Source organism: Chryseobacterium sp. 27AL, from assembly GCF_057815395.1.
Genome location: NZ_JBYRIW010000011.1, coordinates 89,026 through 106,542, shown reverse-complemented (window position 1 = coordinate 106,542; position 17,517 = coordinate 89,026). Strand labels below are relative to the sequence as shown.

Here is a 17,517-nt window from a genome sequence, read left to right as displayed (position 1 = left end):
TTAGGCTACAAAACCGCAAAAAGGCGGATTACAATGGAGCTTCGAGATATGATTACTGCCATTCTAATCCTTTTTGCAGGAGGTGATCCTGCCAAGGTTTTCAAAACATAAAAAATGGTCGGAATTTTAAAGAGATTTCACAGAATTTTCATTTTAATGTTGACCGTCTTTGTTTAAATTGTAATTTTGTGTACTCACAACGCAAATCTGGCAATGAACACTCCAAAGAAATTACAGGATATAAAAGTAGCGGTAGATGCCGTCGTTTTCGGATACTTTGACAAAGAAGACCTTCATATTCTTCTTATTAAAAGAAATATTGAACCATTTAAAGGCGGATGGGCACTTCCGGGCGGACTGGTTCTTGATGATGAAAACCTGGATGATGCTGTAAAAAGAGAACTGCATGAAGAAGCCGGAATTACACCGGATTTTCTGGAGCAGCTCTACACCTTTGGAAATGTCGGTCGTGATCCCCGGAACAGGGTAGTTTCTGTAACCTATTTGGGACTCGTAAATCCTTCTTATCATCAGCTCACTGCCGATTCAGATGCCGACGATGCCCAATGGTTCAGCATAAACAATCTCCCGGAGCTGGCTTTTGACCACAAAGACATAATTGATCTGGCCTTAAAGAGGCTTCGTACCAAGATCCAATATCAGCCGATTGGTTTTAATTTATTGAATGAAGAATTCCCGTTTTCAGATCTCGAAAATCTTTACAAAACCATTATCGGACAGGAAATCGACCGTCGGAATTTCCGGAAAAAAATCATGAGCTATGGACTGTTAAATGAAACTGAAAACGTCAAAAAAGAAGGAAGCGGCAGGCCTGGAAAGCTATTTACCTTTAATCAGGAAAAATATAAAGAACTGGAAGAGCAGGGATTTTATTTTGAAATTAAATAAGAAATATTCAGCGATCATGAATATTCTAAAGATTTAAATACATCTTATCGATTAAAAAAAAGTAGTCACACTTAGACTACTTTTTCTGTGACAAATGTAAACAAATTATCATTACTTCCAAATAATAATCCTTTGTTTTTTAATATGTTAATTAATTTGAAACAGTAGATCCCTTTAAAAATCGGGCGCTTAAGAGGAAAAGAAACTGCCATCGTTTTTACCCTAAAAAAGAAAAACATATTGATTCTTAAATCATTGGCACTAAAAGTAGTCTAAGTGTGACTACTTTTTTAAGCACAATGAAACTACAAATGATGACCCTTTCCCAGCTCCCTCATTTCCTGCGTTTTAGCGTAAGGATGCTGTGCTTGCAGGTATTTTTCATTGCTATTTTCATTAGTTCCCAGACTCCCTTTTATTACTCCGATTCAACAATTTTTATCTCCGAAGATTCTTATTTGTTTGTTGAATTACCGGTTGAGATCTCCAATACTGTATTCCTGTCAGAAGAGAATCAAGCAATAGTAAGACAGTATGATACGACTAAACATAAGTCTTTCTTTAAGCTAAAATCTTCTTCCATAAGCAAAAATACTTTTACCGGATCAGATCAGGTGAGCTTTACAGTTCCAAAGAGTTCACATTATCTTGGAAACTCAAATAATTCTTTATCAACAGCTGTTTTAGGAAGTTCTTTTCAGGTAAAACACCACCACCAAATGGTGGGCTCCGCTCAGAGAGTTTTCGAAGGCGCAAATCATGCTAAAAAGAAACTTTTATATCCCCTTATCAACCATTTCAACCTCTTAAAAATTATTTACAATCAGTTCAGCCGCCCTCCTCCCATATTTGCGACATTTTATCAAACACAAATGACACGAATTATTTAAACACAAATATGCACAAATATCTACGCACAATAACACGGATGCTTTAATGTGACAGCACACCTTTGCACTCCGTTTGTCATCCCGTAGGGATCTAAGCAAAGCATTTCCACATAATATTTGTGAAATTAGTGTTCAACTATCAGTACCATTTGTGTTTCGTCAATTCGAGTGTTTTTTCGTAACAAAGTGAAGAAAAAATGTATCGAGAATGAAATTGATTCTCCAACTCATAAACTTCTCGATATGATTTTTTTAAAATCTACTCGAAGTGACGATAGACTCAGCGGACTCTTATAAGTAGAACGCCTTTGTGAAACTCAAAAGCATATCATAGATAAAAAAACTTTGTGCGCTTCGTGTTCAAAATTAAAAATATAACAACAATATAAAATACAAAACAATGAAACATTTTATTACACTGGCTGTTCTATTCATCAGCCTCATTATTAAAGCCCAGGTGGGGATTAATAACACCTCACCCAAAGCAACCCTTGATATTACTGCCAAAACAACTGGCAGCACTACCGCTGAAGGATTAATTGCCCCAAGGTTGGAAGGGGTTGACATTAAAGGAAAAGATGGAAAATATGATACCGCCCAAAAAGGAGCTATCGTCTATGCCCTTTCGGCAGTTGCTTCTCCAAGTACCAAGACAGCCAATATTACCGCAGAAGGATATTATTATTTTGACGGTAGTGTTTGGCAAAAAATGACAGCAACAGGAGATACTACCAATGATGCCTGGATCAATGACACCACTAGCGGTCTTGTAAAATTAGGAACTAAAGCCGACGGAACTGCAAGGAATGCCGGAACAGATATTGTCATGAAGGATAATGGATCGATAGGTATCGGCACGGCTAATCCAGCAGCAGCCCTAGATATTAATTCTACTGTTGGTGCATTTGTAGCCCCAAGAATGTCTACAACTCAAAGGGATGCCTTAGTTTTACCACCAAAAGGATCTTTGATTTATAATTTGGATGTCAATAAATATGAAGTGAATATCGGGACAAATAGTATTCCGTTTTGGGATCAGTTAAATACTGCAACTACACCTATTGCACTAAAAGGTTCATTTGTGGATACTCCTGCTAACATTGGAGATACAAGTCCTGTTATTTCAATTGATAATATTAAATTTAGAGTGATCAATGCAAATTCTGCGAATCTTAATAATACTGTGACCGCATATATACAGATTAGTACAGCTAGTGGAACCATAAATGCTACATACAGATATTTATGGGGATATAACAATAATGGCTATGGTTCATCTGGTGCTTCTTTCTCATTTAATAGTACTTGGATGAATCTGATGGGATTTGGGATTAGAGACCATGCCACCTATATTCAAGGGATATTAACTGATGTTACAAATAAAACAATGTATAGATTCACATTTTATACATGTGGGAATGTCCAATGTGGTACAAACAATAATGTTTCTTTCGTTGTTGAAAAGATTATCTAGAAATATTCCACGCTGGCGCGAGAGTCTCGCTCGTATCGGTTTTAAAGCAAGATTCGGACAGGGTTTGGGGTATGAACTAGACACTCTAGCCAGCAATTCGACAACAAGAAAATTAATAAATCATAACCTGACAGATTTGATAATCCTGTCAGAGTCTAAATAACAAATTTAACCATTTAAAAAAACAACAATGTCAAACATTCTCCATAAAATCAAAGCGTATCTCTACGATAGAATAAGAACAAGAGGCTTGCTTCGGTGCAAGCAAGGTGATTGTTAGGTAGCAAGCAGGGGTCTTACTTCGAGGCTAACAAGATGCTTGCTAGGAAGCAAGCAACTGGCTTGTGATAAAATGCAATAATTTCTCTTGCGAATAATTTGCCAGAATTATGAAAGGGAAATCATTTGAGTCAGTGAAAATGATTCCTAATGAAAGAACTGGCAATCCTTCTTTTAGTATAATGGTGCTCCGGCTTGGGGAAGATTCCCTGGCCGGAGTTTTTTTTGTGGGAGAGGTGGCTTCGGCTCCGCTCAGCCGGCTTGAGTGGGAGGGTAGAAGGGTAATAGTGTTTTAGAGTATGTAAATATGCGATTTATAGGGAACGACAAAAAGTAGTCGGTTGACGGACCCCTGGGATTCTCGAGGGTCGCGGTACACTGTGGCTTCGGCTCCGCTTAGCCACCATTGATATTTAAGTCATGTGAATAAAATTTACATCATAAAATCACATTCATATTCATAACAGATAATAAATTTTAATCTCAGTAAATCAGTTGGTTATCTATTTTAGTGTAAAATTAACGCAAATTAATTTGGAGATTAAAATCATATTGCTTTAAATTTGTGTAATAATAACGCAATTAAAATCAGTTCTGATTAAAATGTTATTATATAATTAAGTCTTTAACTAAAAAAATCTAAGTTATGGGAAGTACAAGATACGACATGGACGCTCGTTTCGACAGAGCAAGAAAGATGGGATATGCATCAAAAAGTGCAGGTGAAATTTTCACTCAGAATGCTAAAAGGAGGGCACATGAATCGATGAATCCTAACGGTATTTCTTTCCGGGAAGCCAGAGATTCATCCGTACATCCAAACTCATTTCCAATAATTTTAGGACTTGATGTCACCGGAAGTATGGGACATATTCCGTACAACCTGATTCAGGAAGGGCTTCCTAAACTGATGGGCGGCATTATCCAGGACGGTGTTCCCGATGCAGCGCTTCTTTTCATGGGAATAGGAGACCATGAGTGCGATAATTATCCTTTGCAGGTGGGCCAGTTTGAGTCTGGCGACGAAGAACTGGATATGTGGCTTACCCGAACGTATATCGAATCCGGAGGTGGCGGAAATGCCGGAGAAAGCTATCTTTTAGCGTGGTATTTTGCCGCTTTTCATACCCGAACCGATGCTTTTGAAAAAAGAAATCTGAAAGGGCTGCTGTTTACCGTAGGTGATGAACCTTGCCTAAAAACACTTCCTGCATCTGCCATCAGAGAGATTATGGGAACAGGTCAGCAGACATTTACACATAAAGAACTCCTGGAAGAAGCAAGAAAAAAATACGAGGTGTATCATATCAGTGTTTTGCATTCAGATCAGGCGATCTGGGCAGATCGCGGCTGGAAAGAACTTTTAGGGCAATACTGTGTTTCTATTACCGATTACAGAGATGTTCCGTATGTGATTAAGAAGATTGTCTGCAAAAGGTATAAAGAGGCCGGATATGGAGATCAGCAAGGATGGAATCAGATTCAGATATTTTAAAATGAAAACAGCAGATATTGTTATAGGACTGGGATTCGGGGATGAAGGTAAAGGGATCACTACCGACTTTCTGGCAACGAAAAATCCCGATGCCATTGTCATCCGGTTTTCAGGAGGACAGCAGGCCGCACATACTGTTATGATTGATGACCGTAAACATATACATTCAAGTTTTTGCAGCGGTGCATTACGGGGATTGTCGTCTTATTTTACGGAACATTGCACCATTCAACCTGTTTTTCTGTATAATGAATATCAGGAACTGAAAAAGAAAAATGCTAACACAACCCTATATATTCATCCGCTTGCAAAAGTAACTACTCCTTTTGATGTTCTATACAACAGGAAAGACAACAGAAATACGGAGCATGGAACTTGCGGAAAAGGAATAGGAGCTACCATGAAACGGCATGAAAGTCCCTACAGGCTATTTGCAGCAGATATGATTGCGCCCAGAGCTATGCTGATTGAGAAGCTTAAAGGCATCGCTTTTTATTACGGTTTTACAGAAGGAGAAGAGATCCAGAAAGCGTTGGATGATTTTTTATATGCCATTGATCAGATAGACTGGAAAATTCAGGGCTATGGCTTTCTCAATTCATTTGATCATTTTATTTTTGAAGGCAGCCAGGGAATTCTGCTCGATATGGATCATGGTGTATTTCCGAATGTTACATATGCTCATACCACTTCAAAAAATGCACATGAAGTATGCAGGAGAATAGGCGTTGAACATATTGAAATGTTTTATGTCACCAGAGCTTATGCTACACGCCATGGAAATGGCTGGATGAGTAATGAAAAGCAACTGTCGTTGAAAAATAATGAAGAAGAAACCTGTATATTTAATGAATATCAGGGCGCATTCCGGATAGGGGAGCTGGACTATGATTTATTGAATTATGCATTAACTGTAGATGAAGGATATGGAACTGCCCATCGGAAAAATCTGGTGATTACCTGCCTGGATCAGATCGATGAAACATTGAATTGGAAGAAATTTGAAATAAAGTTTGATTCGGTATGGGGATCCTATTCTCCGTATTCGAAAGATTTTAAAAAGATTAATCAGAAATTAGCATAATGCAAGAGATTAGATATATAAAAGGTGATGCTACGAGTCCGTCTGCTGTAGGAAATAAAATAATTGCTCATATCTGCAACGATACCGGCGGCTGGGGAAAGGGTTTTGTACTGGCAGTTTCTAAAAAATGGAATAAACCTGAAGAGGAATATAGAAAATGGTTTAAAGGCGGAAGGCACTTTGAACTTGGCCAAGTCCAAATGATTCAGGTTGAAGAAGATGTATGGGTATGTAATATGATCGGTCAACATAAAACCATCACTACTTCAAAAGAAATAGCTCCGATAAGGTATGATGCGGTTGAAAACTGCCTGAAGAAACTTACTGATGAAGCTTTACAATTAAATGCAAGTATACATATGCCAAGAATTGGTTGTGGTTTGGCTGGTGGAAAATGGGAGGTAATAGGCCCTATTATTGAAAAGACTTTGCTTAAGCAGAATATTGAGGTATTTGTATATGATTTTGTATAAATTGGTCAAATGGAATAACAAAAGAAGAATAATTAAAATAATCCGAATTTAAATTGATTAGATATATTAATAAACCAATGAAAAAACTAACTATATTAACCGGCGCAGGAATCAGTGCCGAAAGCGGAATAAAAACCTTCAGAGACGGCGATGGACTCTGGGAAAATCACAGCATCACAGATGTTGCCAGCCCGGAAGGATGGCGTAAAGACAGAGCTCTGGTATTGGATTTTTACAACCAGCGCCGCCGCCAGCTCCATGAAGTTGAACCAAATGAAGCCCATCAATTGCTGGCAGAGCTGGAAAAGTATTTCGAGGTTCAGATCATTACACAAAATATCGATGATCTTCATGAAAGAGCGGGTTCTACAAACATTTTACATCTGCACGGTGAATTGTTCAAATCCTGCTCATGTAATGATAAAACTTTGATTTATGAACAGAAACATGACATCAAAATAGGCGATAAAGCGGAAGATGGGGCACAGTTAAGACCTTTTATCGTTTGGTTTGGAGAAGAAGTCCCTTTAATGATAGAGGCCACAAAACTGGCCAAAGAAGCCGATATATTTTTAGTCATCGGAACATCTCTGCAGGTGTATCCGGCAGCAGGATTGATTCATGCCATTAAAGATGATTGTCTTTTAATTGTCATTAATCCCAATGAAACAGGCTTCGGCTATGGAGAAAGAGCCGTTGTAATGAAAGAAACCGCTACCAGAGGCATGAAGCTGTTGTTTGATAAGCTTGTCAGTCTTGCGTGATGGAAAATAAGGTTAAAGCCGGAATTTTTAGAGTTTATTTCTGAATTAATATTATAAAAACATAACGTATGAATGAGCAGCACAAGAAAACAATAAGCAAATTTCTAAGCTTGGTTCTACGACATAAACCAGAAGTTATCGGATTAAAATTAGATGAAAAAGGTTGGGCAAATGTTGAAGAGTTACGGGAGAAATGTGCAGAGCAGAGTAGAGATTTTACCTTGGAAGAACTGGATGAGATCGTAGAAACCAATGATAAAAAAAGATTCATATTCAATGAAGATAAAACCCAGATCAGAGCCAATCAGGGACATTCGATTGACATCGATTTAGCCTTGAGACCAAAGCAGCCACCGGAATTTCTCTATCATGGAACAGCGCAGATCAATGTAGATTCTATTTTAGAAAAAGGGATTGAAAAGCGAAACCGGCAACATGTACATTTAAGCAGTGATAAAGATACAGCCACAAAAGTAGGTATGCGACATGGAAAGCCTTTCCTTTTTACAGTAATGACGGGGAAAATGTATGAAGACGGAATTCTATTTTACCTATCAGAAAACAATGTCTGGCTCACGGATTTTGTAGATCCACAGTATATTAAGAATTAAAATAATCGATATAAAAAAGACTGTCTTTTCAGGCAGTCTTTCATTATTTTTTATTTCGGTAGTCCTCTTTTCAAAGCAATTTCTGCTCTTTTCACGGCGATTTTCTCTTTCCAGTCCATATACTTCTTTTTGAAGTTCTTCTTCATGATATCATCAAACTTACGCTGAACGGTAAGATTCCATAAGGAGTGTGCTTTTACGGCCCACGATTTGTCCCAGGCTCTTAAGGATATTGAGAAACTGCCGTCAAGATATTTCATCCAGTGCCACCAGCCGGTCGGCATAAATAGCGTATCTCCATGTTCAAGGAAACATTCTATTCCTTCTACGCCGTCTAATGCAGGAAACTTTGTAAAATCAGGATTTTCAATATCATAATCTTCCAGGGCGTACGTTGCATAAGGAATCTGGTACAGTCTTTCTTTCCATTTGTAATCGAAAAGAAGGATATGTTTTCTTCCGTTAAAGTGTGTATGGAAGATGTGTGCCATATCAATATCAAAGTGAAGGAATGTTACAGAACCTTTTCCACCGAAGAACATATTGGGATATTTATCAAGAAAGCCACCCATCAGGTCTTTAGGAGAAATATAATCTTTCAACAGTTTGGGTGCAAATTTGATCGGATCGAATAAGAAAATCCTAAGATCTGTAGGCTCTCTCTGGATGAGATCTATATAGTCTCCGAATTTCATTTTTGCTGCAGAAGCATTAATGGGAGCAGCGGGATCAGCCTTGGAACTGTCATACAACGGAACCTCCACATCTCCAACTACTTCCTTCATATAATCCATGGTCCATTTCTGGTATGCGGGCCATTTTCTCGCCATATTCCTGATCACTACAGGTTTTCTGGGCTTAAGATATTTTTCAATGAATTCTTCCTGAGTAATATCATCAACAATATCAATAGGCTTTAAATTGATTCCCATTTGTTTTAAAATTTAATGTTACAAAATTATTAAATAAAAATATATGTTAACGGATTTAAGGTTTTTTTAATTTATGATTCAAATCATTTTTTTGTTATTTATTCTAAATAAAATTTAAATATAAACAAAAACGCCCTGTAAAGTATTACAGGGCAAAAACACAATAATGAACAAAAAAGATTCATTTTCATGCTAATATAAAAACTTTATTTTATAAAGCTAATTGTTAAAAAGTTGATAAAATATGACGGAAGCAATCATTTTAGAAATATTTTTCTTTATCAGAAATATATCATGAAAGTAAAAAAACAGAGAGCTTGGTTTTATGTAAAATTTTTCTTTTTAGGCAAAAAACAAATTTTTTTATAATATTTTTTAAGGAAAAGAAAACAGTTATAACGGTGTTTATAGTGATAAAAAGCAATTTTTAACTTTTCTCAAATTAATCAATCTTTAAAATTGTGTAACAAAAAGCTTTAACCATTAACTAATTGGGTAAATAGTAAATTATGAAATTGAGAATTACTTTATTCCTGATGATGCTTTTCTCCGCATTTTCTTTCGCACAGAAAACAGTTTCGGGGAAGATCACGGATGAAGACGGCGTGGCAATCCCCAGTGCGAGTGTAACCATAGAAGAGCCTGGCAAAGATGCCATTCTTGCCTATGCAATTACCAACTCCAAAGGAGAGTATAAAGTAACTTTTACTTCTGCAGAGTCTAATGTAGACCTCAAAGTAAAGGCGTTCAATCAAAGACCATTAACCAGGCAGATCAGCAATAGCGACCAGACCGTAAACTTCAAGATGGAAGGGGAAGCAACCGAAATCAAAGAAGTGAAGCTGAAAACAAAAATGATCACAGCAAGAGGCGATACCATTGCTTACGACCTGAAAGCTTTCGACAGCAAAAGCGACAGAACGCTGGCCGACGTCATGAAGAAAATCCCTGGCATTGAAGTAAATACAGATGGTACCATCCTCTATCAGGGTAATGCCATCAATAAGTTCTACGTAAACGGGAAAGACCTGATGGAAGGCGGATACGGAACAATCAACAACTCTCTTCCGAAAGATGCGGTACAGAAAGTTGAGGTTCTTGAAAACCACCAGCCTGTAAAGATTCTTCAGGATAAAGTGCCTTCTGATCAGGCTGCCATCAACATCAAATTGAAAAATTCTGTTACCATGACGGGTCGAGGTGAAGTAGGAGTGGGAGCAGATCCTTTTTTATGGAATATCAAATTAACGCCTATGTTTTTCGGGCAGAAAAGCCAGTGGGTTGTTAATTACAAAACCAATAATACCGGCGAACAGGTAGAAAATGAAGGAAATATATTGGCGTTCGGAAACAGATTTGAGGGTAGAAGAATCAATGCTTCCCAAAACGATTGGCTGAATGTGGAAAATGCAAGCACACCCAATCTCCCGGTAAAAAGATACCTGATGAACAGCGTGCATTATGTGTCTGCCAACTATCTTACCAACATCGATAAAAAGAAAGAATGGGAACTGAAAGCCAATGCGAATTATACAAATAACGCAGTGGAAAGGGAATCTTATATCCAACAAGAGATTTTTGCTACTGACAAATTACCCGCTACAACAGTATTCCAGAATATTCGTAATAATTTTTATACAGATAAGGCAAAAGGAGAATTGATCTTCACCAAGAATGCGAAAAAAGGCTTCTTTAAAAATACAACCAGTTTTTCTCAATACTGGAATGCAGACCGGGCAATTGTAGATAGAAATAGCACTTTGCCAAATTCTGGCAGAAATGGAGAGGAAGCCGTTGAGTCTCCTACTACTTCATTCCAGAACTCACTAAGTACGATTGTTCCGTGGAAAGAGAAAATGGTGAATGTATTATCTTATATCAGCTATCAGAACGACAGGCAGACCCTGGAAGTATCGCCTGCTTCGTATCTGCAGATTCCGGGATTCTTTACACCATACACGTCGGGTCTTGCTACACAAAATATGAGACTGAAAACTTTTGAAGCCAACCATTCTGCGAACATTGGTTTCTCTACAAAAGGATGGACATTTACTCCGGAAATAGGATTTAATTTTAAATCAACAAATCTGGTATCCGATCTTTCTAATGTACTGACCAATCTGCCAGCTATTGATGATCCTAACCCGGTCTATACTCCGATTTCGGCTTACAGCAATGATCTTACCTATACTACAGCAACGCCTTATGCGAGTGTCGGCGTGAATTATAAAAATGATTCCTGGATGATTTATGCAAATTTCCCAGTAAATTCAAATAATATAAAGGCAGATGATCCTGCAAGATCCGTTTCAAAAGATGTGAACAAGGTAACTTTTGAGCCGAGTATTTTTGCACAGTATACATTTGCTTCTTTCTGGAAAGCTTCAGTAAATGCGAATATCAACAATAACTTTGGAGAGGTGAATACCGCCTATTCAGGATTTATGATGACATCACCCAACGGAATCAATGCGATGGACGCAAACAATCCGATACCTCAGAATAACAACAAATCTGCAGGAACAAGAATAGAATATAGAAATCCACTCAATAATTTATTCTTTAACATCAACTACAGATATTCTGATGCGAAGAGAAACCTTATTTCTAATCCAACCATCGTTCAGGGATATACTGTTATGGAATACTTAGAGAGAGATAATCATGTATTGTCTAGCGGATACAGTGCAGAAGTTGGAAAATATTTCCCAAAATTTAAAACCAATGCTTCCGTAAGCTACAGCAATAATACTACAAAATCTGACCTTTTCCTCAATAATGCTTTTTACACAAATAAAAATAACGGGCAGTCAGTTGGCTTAAAGTTTAACAATACGTATTTCAGCTGGATGAGTATCGATTATAATGCTAGCTTTTCCAAAACTAAGCAAACAAGTTCTGGTAGAGCATCTACAGATGCCAGCAGAAGAGGATTTACCCACAATTTAGGTCTTTTCTTCTATCCTATAGAAAATCATACGATCGGATTCAACTGGGATCAGGTGAATACGAGTGCCGTTGATCAGAATTACCATAATGGATTTTATGACTTATCTTACCAATTTACGTGGGCTAAAAAGAAAATAGATTTTGAATTAAAATGGATGAATATAGCTAATAAGAAAGTATTCGAAACCTATGAAATTGGTAATACGGATACCCGATTTACGAGAATACTGCTTCGGCCAAGTCAGGTAATGTTTACCGTAAAATTCAACTTTAAATAAAAAAAAGCAAAACCAATCTCACTGAGGTTGGTTTTTTCTTATATAACATTTTTAAGACTTTTTGTCAAATCTCTTTATTTTCCTGCATCATGCTGTAGAAATTTGGGAAACGCAGCTGTACGGTCGTTCCCTGGTTCTCATAAGAGCTTACGATAAGTTCACCATGGTGCATTCTTACGATATTCCGGGCCAGAGGAAGTCCGATTCCGTAGCCTTCATAATTATGGGTATTGGAAGCCCTGAAGAATGGGTCATAGATCTTGTTCATTTCCTGTTGAGGAATTCCTATTCCATTATCTTTAATGATGATATAGACATCATTATCGGTCGCTCCAAGGGATACTTTTACCTGCTGGAAATTTGAATATTTACATCCGTTCTGAATAATATTGGTAACGGCAAGATGAAGCAGCTGCTCATTACCCTGCACTTTTAGTTTTTTAGGATTTTCAGGAAGCATGCTGATGTCGAGATAAATATTATTTCTTGAATCAATCCTTCGTAAAGTCTCAATCACGTCCCAGAGAAGCTGGTCTATCCTTACCTTGTCCATTTTCTGGATTTTACCGTCGAATCCGGTCTGCGCGATCATTAGTAATGCTTTGATCTTTTTATCGAGTTTTTCGGCTTCATCCAGGATGATTCCAAGGGTTTCTTTGTATTCGCTGTTGGTTCTTGATATCGAAAGGGCAACATCTGCTTCTCCCATGATGGAGGTAAGTGGAGTTCTCAGCTCGTGTGAGACATTTCCGATGAGGTGATTTTGGGTTTCAAACGAAGTTTCGATACGGTTCAGCATATCGTTGAATGTTTCTACCAGCTCGTTGAGCTCTTTGTTGTCGGGTTGAGGTTCCAGTCTGAGATGAAGGTTTTCGGAGCTGATTTCCTTTACTTTACCTGTGATTTTTAAAATCGGTTTAAACAAAGTTTTAGATAAATAAAAAGAAAAGATCATACTGAAAAACAGCGACAGAACGATACAGGTTATTAATGTTCTCTTCAGAAAGCCGAGATAATAAACCACATAATGATTTTTGGCCGAAGCAATTGCAATATAGTTTTTATCTTCATGACGGAACGTCTGGCCTATGTAATAAAATTCCTTGTCATTATAGTTGGCCTCTTTATTTCTTACGATATTCTTGAAAAAAGATGTCGGAATATGAATTTCCTGAGAGATTTTATTGAAATTGGAATCGGCAGGAACGGCGAAAACATAGTCGCGCTCCATCGGAAGCTCTTCGTCATTTAGACCATTCAGAATATAGTTTTCCGGGAGGTCCAGATCATCCTTGCTTTTTTCAACCTGAATGATGGTGGTGGTACGGATTTTTAAAAGCTCGTAAAATCTCTGATGAGAAAAGTTGACAATCGAAAAATACACCAGACCGCTGAACAGCAGAATGATGGCTGTAAAAACCAACATCAGGAGAACCATGGTCTTGGTTTGATTGGTGATGACTTTGTTGAACATCCGTTATGGTTTTTTTAGAACATATCCCATTCCGATGACGGTATGGATGAGTTTGTTATCTTCCTGATTATCCAGTTTTTTCCTGAGATAATTAACGTAAACATCTACAACATTGGTTCCCAGTTCATAATTGACACCCCATACGGCATCCAGAATTTCCGCTCTGGAAATTACCTTTTCGGGATTATTCAGGAAATACAGCAGCAGTTTATATTCTGTCGAGGTGAGTGAGATTTCTTCCCCGTTTCGGGTAACCTTTTTGGTATAATCGTTCAGGATAAGATCTGAAAACTGGTAAATATGTTCTTGATCTACTTCCGGCTCAGGAGTTTCGGGAGCACTTCCGTTATTGCTTCTTCTCAAAAGAGATTTTACACGGGCGACCAGCTCAATAAACTTGAAGGGCTTTACAAGATAATCGTCGCCACCACTTTCCAGTCCCAGTACAATATTCTCTGAGGCTCCTAGTGCGGTCAGGAAAAGAATAGGGACATACTGATTGGTTTTCCGGATTTCTTTGCAGACATCAAGTCCGTTCATTTCCGGCAGCATAATGTCCAGAATGACGAGGTCGAAATCGCTGGACTGTACGAGCTGAACACCTGTTTTCCCATCAAAAGCCACGGAAACTTCATACCCGTTTTCCTGAAGTCCTTTTTTGATAAAGGATACTACGCTTGTTTCGTCTTCGATGAGAATAATCTTTTTCATTGGAGTAAGGAATTATACAAAAATAGAAAAAAGATCGGAACTGGGTTTTTGGGATTAAAGTGTAAAAGCTTTCCTTATTTCCTTGTGCCTAAAATAATCATCCCCAATAATTCCCCAGCTTATCAGTATAAAAGGTAAAAGGTTTGAAATTCCCATTTATTTTTTGGTTTTTTTCTTTTTCAAATAATATTCCGCTTTCTAAAAGCCCCTACGGAGAGTCCCCAGAAATGGGTGGTAAAGATGCGCCTTTAGGATTCCATAAAACTTCATCAATTTATTATCACCCAGTTTAGGTGTAGGTTATATATATTATATTTCATTTTTATCATTACTGTATACATTTTTATTTTGAAAATAATATTTTTTAAGTAGTAAGTAAAAAGCACAAATACAAAGCATACATGTGTATGAAGATTTTATTAAAACAGCTTTTATTATCTCTACATTTGAAAACGTAGACCAACAAGCATGTCTATTTTCAAATTCAATTTTATTAATTAATACCCAAAAAAGTAAGACAAATAGTAAAACTAAATATTTAATATTTTTTTTATTGATTAATGTCAAAACAAAAACTATAATGAGTTGAATTGGCATATAAAAAAGGATACTGTCAAATAAAGAACTTTTACCATCTATACATGAAACTCCATCCGGCAGGAAAAACGTCATTTGTATCGTTCCTATAACTACAGAAACTATGCTTACTACAAAACTTTTTTTAATATTATTCATCATTTAGGTATATATTTATTATAAGTTGAAGGTACTCCTACTGGCCATGAGCCCGCTTTGACGTCCAAATATGCACCTTTAGTAACTTTGGCTTCCAAATCTCCATTACCTTTACTCAAATCTCCATTTTTAATATTATTTTAAATCCTTAAACCAATTACCTTTCAACATACTGTTTGTCCATCCGAATATCCTGATACTATCGATTTTTAAAGGTTGATTATTTAAAAATATCCTTACTTCTTTATTGTCTTGTGAAATCTTTATCTGCATATCTATTGTATTCCCGGCTTTTTTGAAAGCTTCATTAACTTCCTCCCAGTTGAAAAAAATATTTGCCTGAAGACGTTCTGAATCCTCTTTGCCTGTCTGCCAGAATACATACAATTCTTGAGGAATTGCTCTTTCCCTTATTGGAGGATTTGAAACCCAAGGGCGAAGCATATTTTCCTGCTCCCCATTATAATACTTATTCATGATCTCCATCACTTCAAAGTGGGGATTTTCCGAAGTTACTAAAGGACGCCAATTATATCGGATCCGGTAATTATCCCATTGCAGGGGGGATGCATCGGAGATATGTAAAATAGTTTTTTCCTCCTCATACCGTTCAGGGTCTATGCGATACATTTTCATGTGCATTTCTTTGGTTTTGGCGATTTCTGCAGGATTGGTAAGCTCCTTGGCCTGGTATCTTCCCAATTCTATCTGGGTAGTACCAAAACGTAACCATATCACTACCATCCCTTTGGGAGCAAAACCAAAGACTAAATCTGAAAAGCTGTCGTATGATTTTTTAGGTTCAGAATTACCTGCTTCATATCCCCTTCCCAGTATTTTGTATTCCTGTGTTCCCCCATATTGGTCATCCCACCTTGGGTAGGCGCGTTCCATATAATCTTTGATGGCGTCTATGGGGAAGTTTGCATCCAAACGATAGTAAGTGTCTTCATAACCTGCATAATAGGTAATATCAGCTCCAATAGGAGTGCCGTACTGTTCTGTCCAGCCTTTTCCTGAATTACCCCATGTCCCGGAGCTTCCTCCATAAGGCAAACCTGCCGGGATACCTTCCAAAGTCTTTATTTTGTCGAAAATAGGCTCTACCCTGTATTTAGTAGCTGGAGAGGATATTTCTACCTCAAAGGCTAATTTTGGATCATTTTCTTTCATTTGTTGACATTGTATGAGTTGGGTACAAAACAGCAGTGATAATGTACCATATAAAAGTTTCTTTAATTTATCCATTTTTCCCACATCTATTACTTGTAAGAATCATTGAACTTATCATTGGTCTTAAACACCCTGATGCTATCCGTTGGTACAGGATGATTATCTAATAACACTTCAAAAGAACTGTTATCTGAAGCTATCTTAAATTCTAGCTTGGCTTGATTGCCTACTTTTTTAAAAACACCATTGGTCTTTTCCCAATTAAAGTATGCGTATCCCGTATACTGTTGATCTTTGCCTGTTTCCCAAGTGAAATTCAATTCTTTGGGGATGGCTCTTTTTTCATAAGAGGCTTCATTAATCCAGGGGCGGTAAAACACTTCTTCTTCTCCGTTGAAAAAATCCATCCACATTCTAAATAGCCGCAACCCTCTGTTTTCTGAAGTGAAAACAGCAGCATAATTATACCTTGCCCTGTAGTTATCCCAGTCTTGCGGAGAGGCATTGGGGATAAAATCTCTTTCTTTTACTTCTCTCCTATTCATAGACCAAGACGCAAAAAGTTTTTTTTCTAATTCTATGTCATCCTTAATTACTTCTGCCTGATAACGTCCTAATTCTATCTGCACCCCAGCTCCAAAACGCAGCCACACCACTACCATTCCTTTGGGAGCAAAGCCAAATACCAAATCACTAAAGCTATTATAGGGATTTATGGGATATGCAAATTCTTCATATCTGCCTGATTTTTTGTATTTCTGTAATGGTTCTTTATGAAATTCGGGAAGTGCTTCGCCGTTGGCATACGCCCGTTCCATATAATCTTTTATTTTTTCTACAGGAAAATCGGCATCCAGGTGGTAAAAAGCATCCTCATATTTTGCATAATAGGTGATATCTGCACCTATAGGTGTGCCATGCTGCTCTGTCCAGCGCTTTCCAGATTGCCCCCAATCTCCGGAAGTGCCACCATAAGGCAGACCAGCAGGGGTAGCTTCTAAGGTTTTGATATGATCTGATACAAATTCGATTCTGTATTTATTTGCTGGAGCACATATTTCTACATGGAATTCTGGTGTTTTATTCATTTCTTGGCAGTGAATTAAATTGGTAAATACAAATAAGTAAAGCAGCATTTTTATTTTATCCATTTTTCCCACATCTATTACTTGTAAGAATCATTGAACTTATCACTGGTTTTAAACACCCTGATGCTATCCGTTGGTACAGGATGATTATCTAATAACACTTCAAAAGAACTGTTATCTGAAGCTATCTTAAATTCC

At 37.4% G+C, this 17,517-nt stretch carries 15 protein-coding genes; 9 read left to right on the top strand and 6 right to left on the bottom strand.

Annotated elements, in window-relative coordinates; genetic code table 11:
- Positions 1-213: 213 nt before the first annotated feature.
- The 8 genes from AC3WV0_RS14510 to AC3WV0_RS14475 all read left to right on the top strand — a co-directional run bounded on the left by AC3WV0_RS14510 (position 214) and on the right by AC3WV0_RS14475 (position 7,979).
- Positions 214-909, top strand: a complete 696-nt coding sequence (locus AC3WV0_RS14510) for an NUDIX hydrolase (protein ID WP_312902874.1) — start codon at positions 214-216, stop codon at positions 907-909.
- Positions 910-1,208: 299 nt separating this feature from the next.
- Entirely contained in the window at positions 1,209-1,799 is a 591-nt protein-coding gene (locus AC3WV0_RS14505) for a hypothetical protein (protein ID WP_488846810.1), read from the top strand.
- A gap of 400 nt (positions 1,800-2,199) precedes the next feature.
- Positions 2,200-3,273, top strand: a complete 1,074-nt coding sequence (locus AC3WV0_RS14500; RefSeq protein ID WP_488846809.1) for a hypothetical protein — start codon at positions 2,200-2,202, stop codon at positions 3,271-3,273.
- 925 nt (positions 3,274-4,198) lie between these two features.
- Positions 4,199-5,047 carry a hypothetical protein gene (locus tag AC3WV0_RS14495; RefSeq protein ID WP_488846808.1) on the top strand — a complete coding sequence of 283 codons (849 nt, stop codon included), beginning with the start codon at positions 4,199-4,201 and terminating at the stop codon, positions 5,045-5,047.
- On the top strand, positions 5,007-6,131 hold the full coding sequence (locus AC3WV0_RS14490; protein ID WP_488846807.1) for an adenylosuccinate synthetase: 1,125 nt from the start codon (positions 5,007-5,009) through the stop codon (positions 6,129-6,131). The genes AC3WV0_RS14495 and AC3WV0_RS14490 overlap by 41 nt, the downstream gene beginning before the upstream one ends.
- On the top strand, positions 6,131-6,604 hold the full coding sequence (locus tag AC3WV0_RS14485) for a macro domain-containing protein (RefSeq protein ID WP_488846806.1): 474 nt from the start codon (positions 6,131-6,133) through the stop codon (positions 6,602-6,604). The genes AC3WV0_RS14490 and AC3WV0_RS14485 overlap by 1 nt, the downstream gene beginning before the upstream one ends.
- A gap of 77 nt (positions 6,605-6,681) precedes the next feature.
- Positions 6,682-7,368 carry an SIR2 family NAD-dependent protein deacylase gene (locus tag AC3WV0_RS14480; RefSeq protein ID WP_488846805.1) on the top strand — a complete coding sequence of 229 codons (687 nt, stop codon included), beginning with the start codon at positions 6,682-6,684 and terminating at the stop codon, positions 7,366-7,368.
- Between the two features lie 68 nt (positions 7,369-7,436).
- On the top strand, positions 7,437-7,979 hold the full coding sequence (locus AC3WV0_RS14475) for an RNA 2'-phosphotransferase (RefSeq protein WP_488846804.1): 543 nt from the start codon (positions 7,437-7,439) through the stop codon (positions 7,977-7,979).
- A gap of 50 nt (positions 7,980-8,029) precedes the next feature.
- Here the strand turns inward: AC3WV0_RS14475 and AC3WV0_RS14470 are convergent, their stop codons facing one another.
- Complete coding sequence (locus tag AC3WV0_RS14470) at positions 8,030-8,911, bottom strand: cupin-like domain-containing protein (RefSeq protein ID WP_488846803.1); 882 nt, start codon at positions 8,909-8,911, stop codon at positions 8,030-8,032.
- Between the two features lie 509 nt (positions 8,912-9,420).
- Between AC3WV0_RS14470 and AC3WV0_RS14465 the strand changes: the two genes are divergently transcribed.
- Positions 9,421-12,138, top strand: a complete 2,718-nt coding sequence (locus AC3WV0_RS14465; RefSeq protein ID WP_488846802.1) for a TonB-dependent receptor — start codon at positions 9,421-9,423, stop codon at positions 12,136-12,138.
- A 64-nt stretch (positions 12,139-12,202) separates the two neighbouring features.
- On the opposite strand, the gene AC3WV0_RS14460 is transcribed toward AC3WV0_RS14465, so the two are convergent.
- The 5 genes from AC3WV0_RS14460 to AC3WV0_RS14440 form a co-directional block, all read right to left on the bottom strand.
- On the bottom strand, positions 12,203-13,612 hold the full coding sequence (locus AC3WV0_RS14460) for a sensor histidine kinase (protein WP_488846801.1): 1,410 nt from the start codon (positions 13,610-13,612) through the stop codon (positions 12,203-12,205).
- Positions 13,613-13,615: 3 nt separating this feature from the next.
- Positions 13,616-14,323, bottom strand: a complete 708-nt coding sequence (locus tag AC3WV0_RS14455) for a response regulator transcription factor (RefSeq protein WP_488846800.1) — start codon at positions 14,321-14,323, stop codon at positions 13,616-13,618.
- 309 nt (positions 14,324-14,632) lie between these two features.
- The gene (locus tag AC3WV0_RS14450) at positions 14,633-15,061 is read right to left on the bottom strand and encodes a hypothetical protein (RefSeq protein ID WP_488846799.1); all 429 of its coding nucleotides are present in this window, start codon (positions 15,059-15,061) and stop codon (positions 14,633-14,635) included.
- 132 nt (positions 15,062-15,193) lie between these two features.
- On the bottom strand, positions 15,194-16,231 hold the full coding sequence (locus tag AC3WV0_RS14445) for a DUF2931 family protein (RefSeq protein ID WP_488846798.1): 1,038 nt from the start codon (positions 16,229-16,231) through the stop codon (positions 15,194-15,196).
- An 89-nt stretch (positions 16,232-16,320) separates the two neighbouring features.
- Positions 16,321-17,319, bottom strand: a complete 999-nt coding sequence (locus tag AC3WV0_RS14440) for a DUF2931 family protein (protein WP_488846797.1) — start codon at positions 17,317-17,319, stop codon at positions 16,321-16,323.
- Positions 17,320-17,517 lie beyond the last annotated feature (198 nt).

What these genes read in the sequence shown, in the direction of transcription:
- AC3WV0_RS14510 (WP_312902874.1), top strand. Translation starts at nt 214, where the DNA reads ATGAACACTCCAAAGAAATTACAGGATATAAAAGTAGCGGTAGATGCC.
- AC3WV0_RS14505 (WP_488846810.1), top strand. Translation starts at nt 1,209, where the DNA reads ATGAAACTACAAATGATGACCCTTTCCCAGCTCCCTCATTTCCTGCGT.
- AC3WV0_RS14500 (WP_488846809.1), top strand. Translation starts at nt 2,200, where the DNA reads ATGAAACATTTTATTACACTGGCTGTTCTATTCATCAGCCTCATTATT.
- AC3WV0_RS14495 (WP_488846808.1), top strand. Translation starts at nt 4,199, where the DNA reads ATGGGAAGTACAAGATACGACATGGACGCTCGTTTCGACAGAGCAAGA.
- AC3WV0_RS14490 (WP_488846807.1), top strand. Translation starts at nt 5,007, where the DNA reads ATGGAGATCAGCAAGGATGGAATCAGATTCAGATATTTTAAAATGAAA.
- AC3WV0_RS14485 (WP_488846806.1), top strand. Translation starts at nt 6,131, where the DNA reads ATGCAAGAGATTAGATATATAAAAGGTGATGCTACGAGTCCGTCTGCT.
- AC3WV0_RS14480 (WP_488846805.1), top strand. Translation starts at nt 6,682, where the DNA reads ATGAAAAAACTAACTATATTAACCGGCGCAGGAATCAGTGCCGAAAGC.
- AC3WV0_RS14475 (WP_488846804.1), top strand. Translation starts at nt 7,437, where the DNA reads ATGAATGAGCAGCACAAGAAAACAATAAGCAAATTTCTAAGCTTGGTT.
- AC3WV0_RS14470 (WP_488846803.1), bottom strand. Translation starts at nt 8,911, where the DNA reads ATGGGAATCAATTTAAAGCCTATTGATATTGTTGATGATATTACTCAG.
- AC3WV0_RS14465 (WP_488846802.1), top strand. Translation starts at nt 9,421, where the DNA reads ATGAAATTGAGAATTACTTTATTCCTGATGATGCTTTTCTCCGCATTT.
- AC3WV0_RS14460 (WP_488846801.1), bottom strand. Translation starts at nt 13,612, where the DNA reads ATGTTCAACAAAGTCATCACCAATCAAACCAAGACCATGGTTCTCCTG.
- AC3WV0_RS14455 (WP_488846800.1), bottom strand. Translation starts at nt 14,323, where the DNA reads ATGAAAAAGATTATTCTCATCGAAGACGAAACAAGCGTAGTATCCTTT.
- AC3WV0_RS14450 (WP_488846799.1), bottom strand. Translation starts at nt 15,061, where the DNA reads ATGATGAATAATATTAAAAAAAGTTTTGTAGTAAGCATAGTTTCTGTA.
- AC3WV0_RS14445 (WP_488846798.1), bottom strand. Translation starts at nt 16,231, where the DNA reads ATGAAAGAAAATGATCCAAAATTAGCCTTTGAGGTAGAAATATCCTCT.
- AC3WV0_RS14440 (WP_488846797.1), bottom strand. Translation starts at nt 17,319, where the DNA reads ATGAATAAAACACCAGAATTCCATGTAGAAATATGTGCTCCAGCAAAT.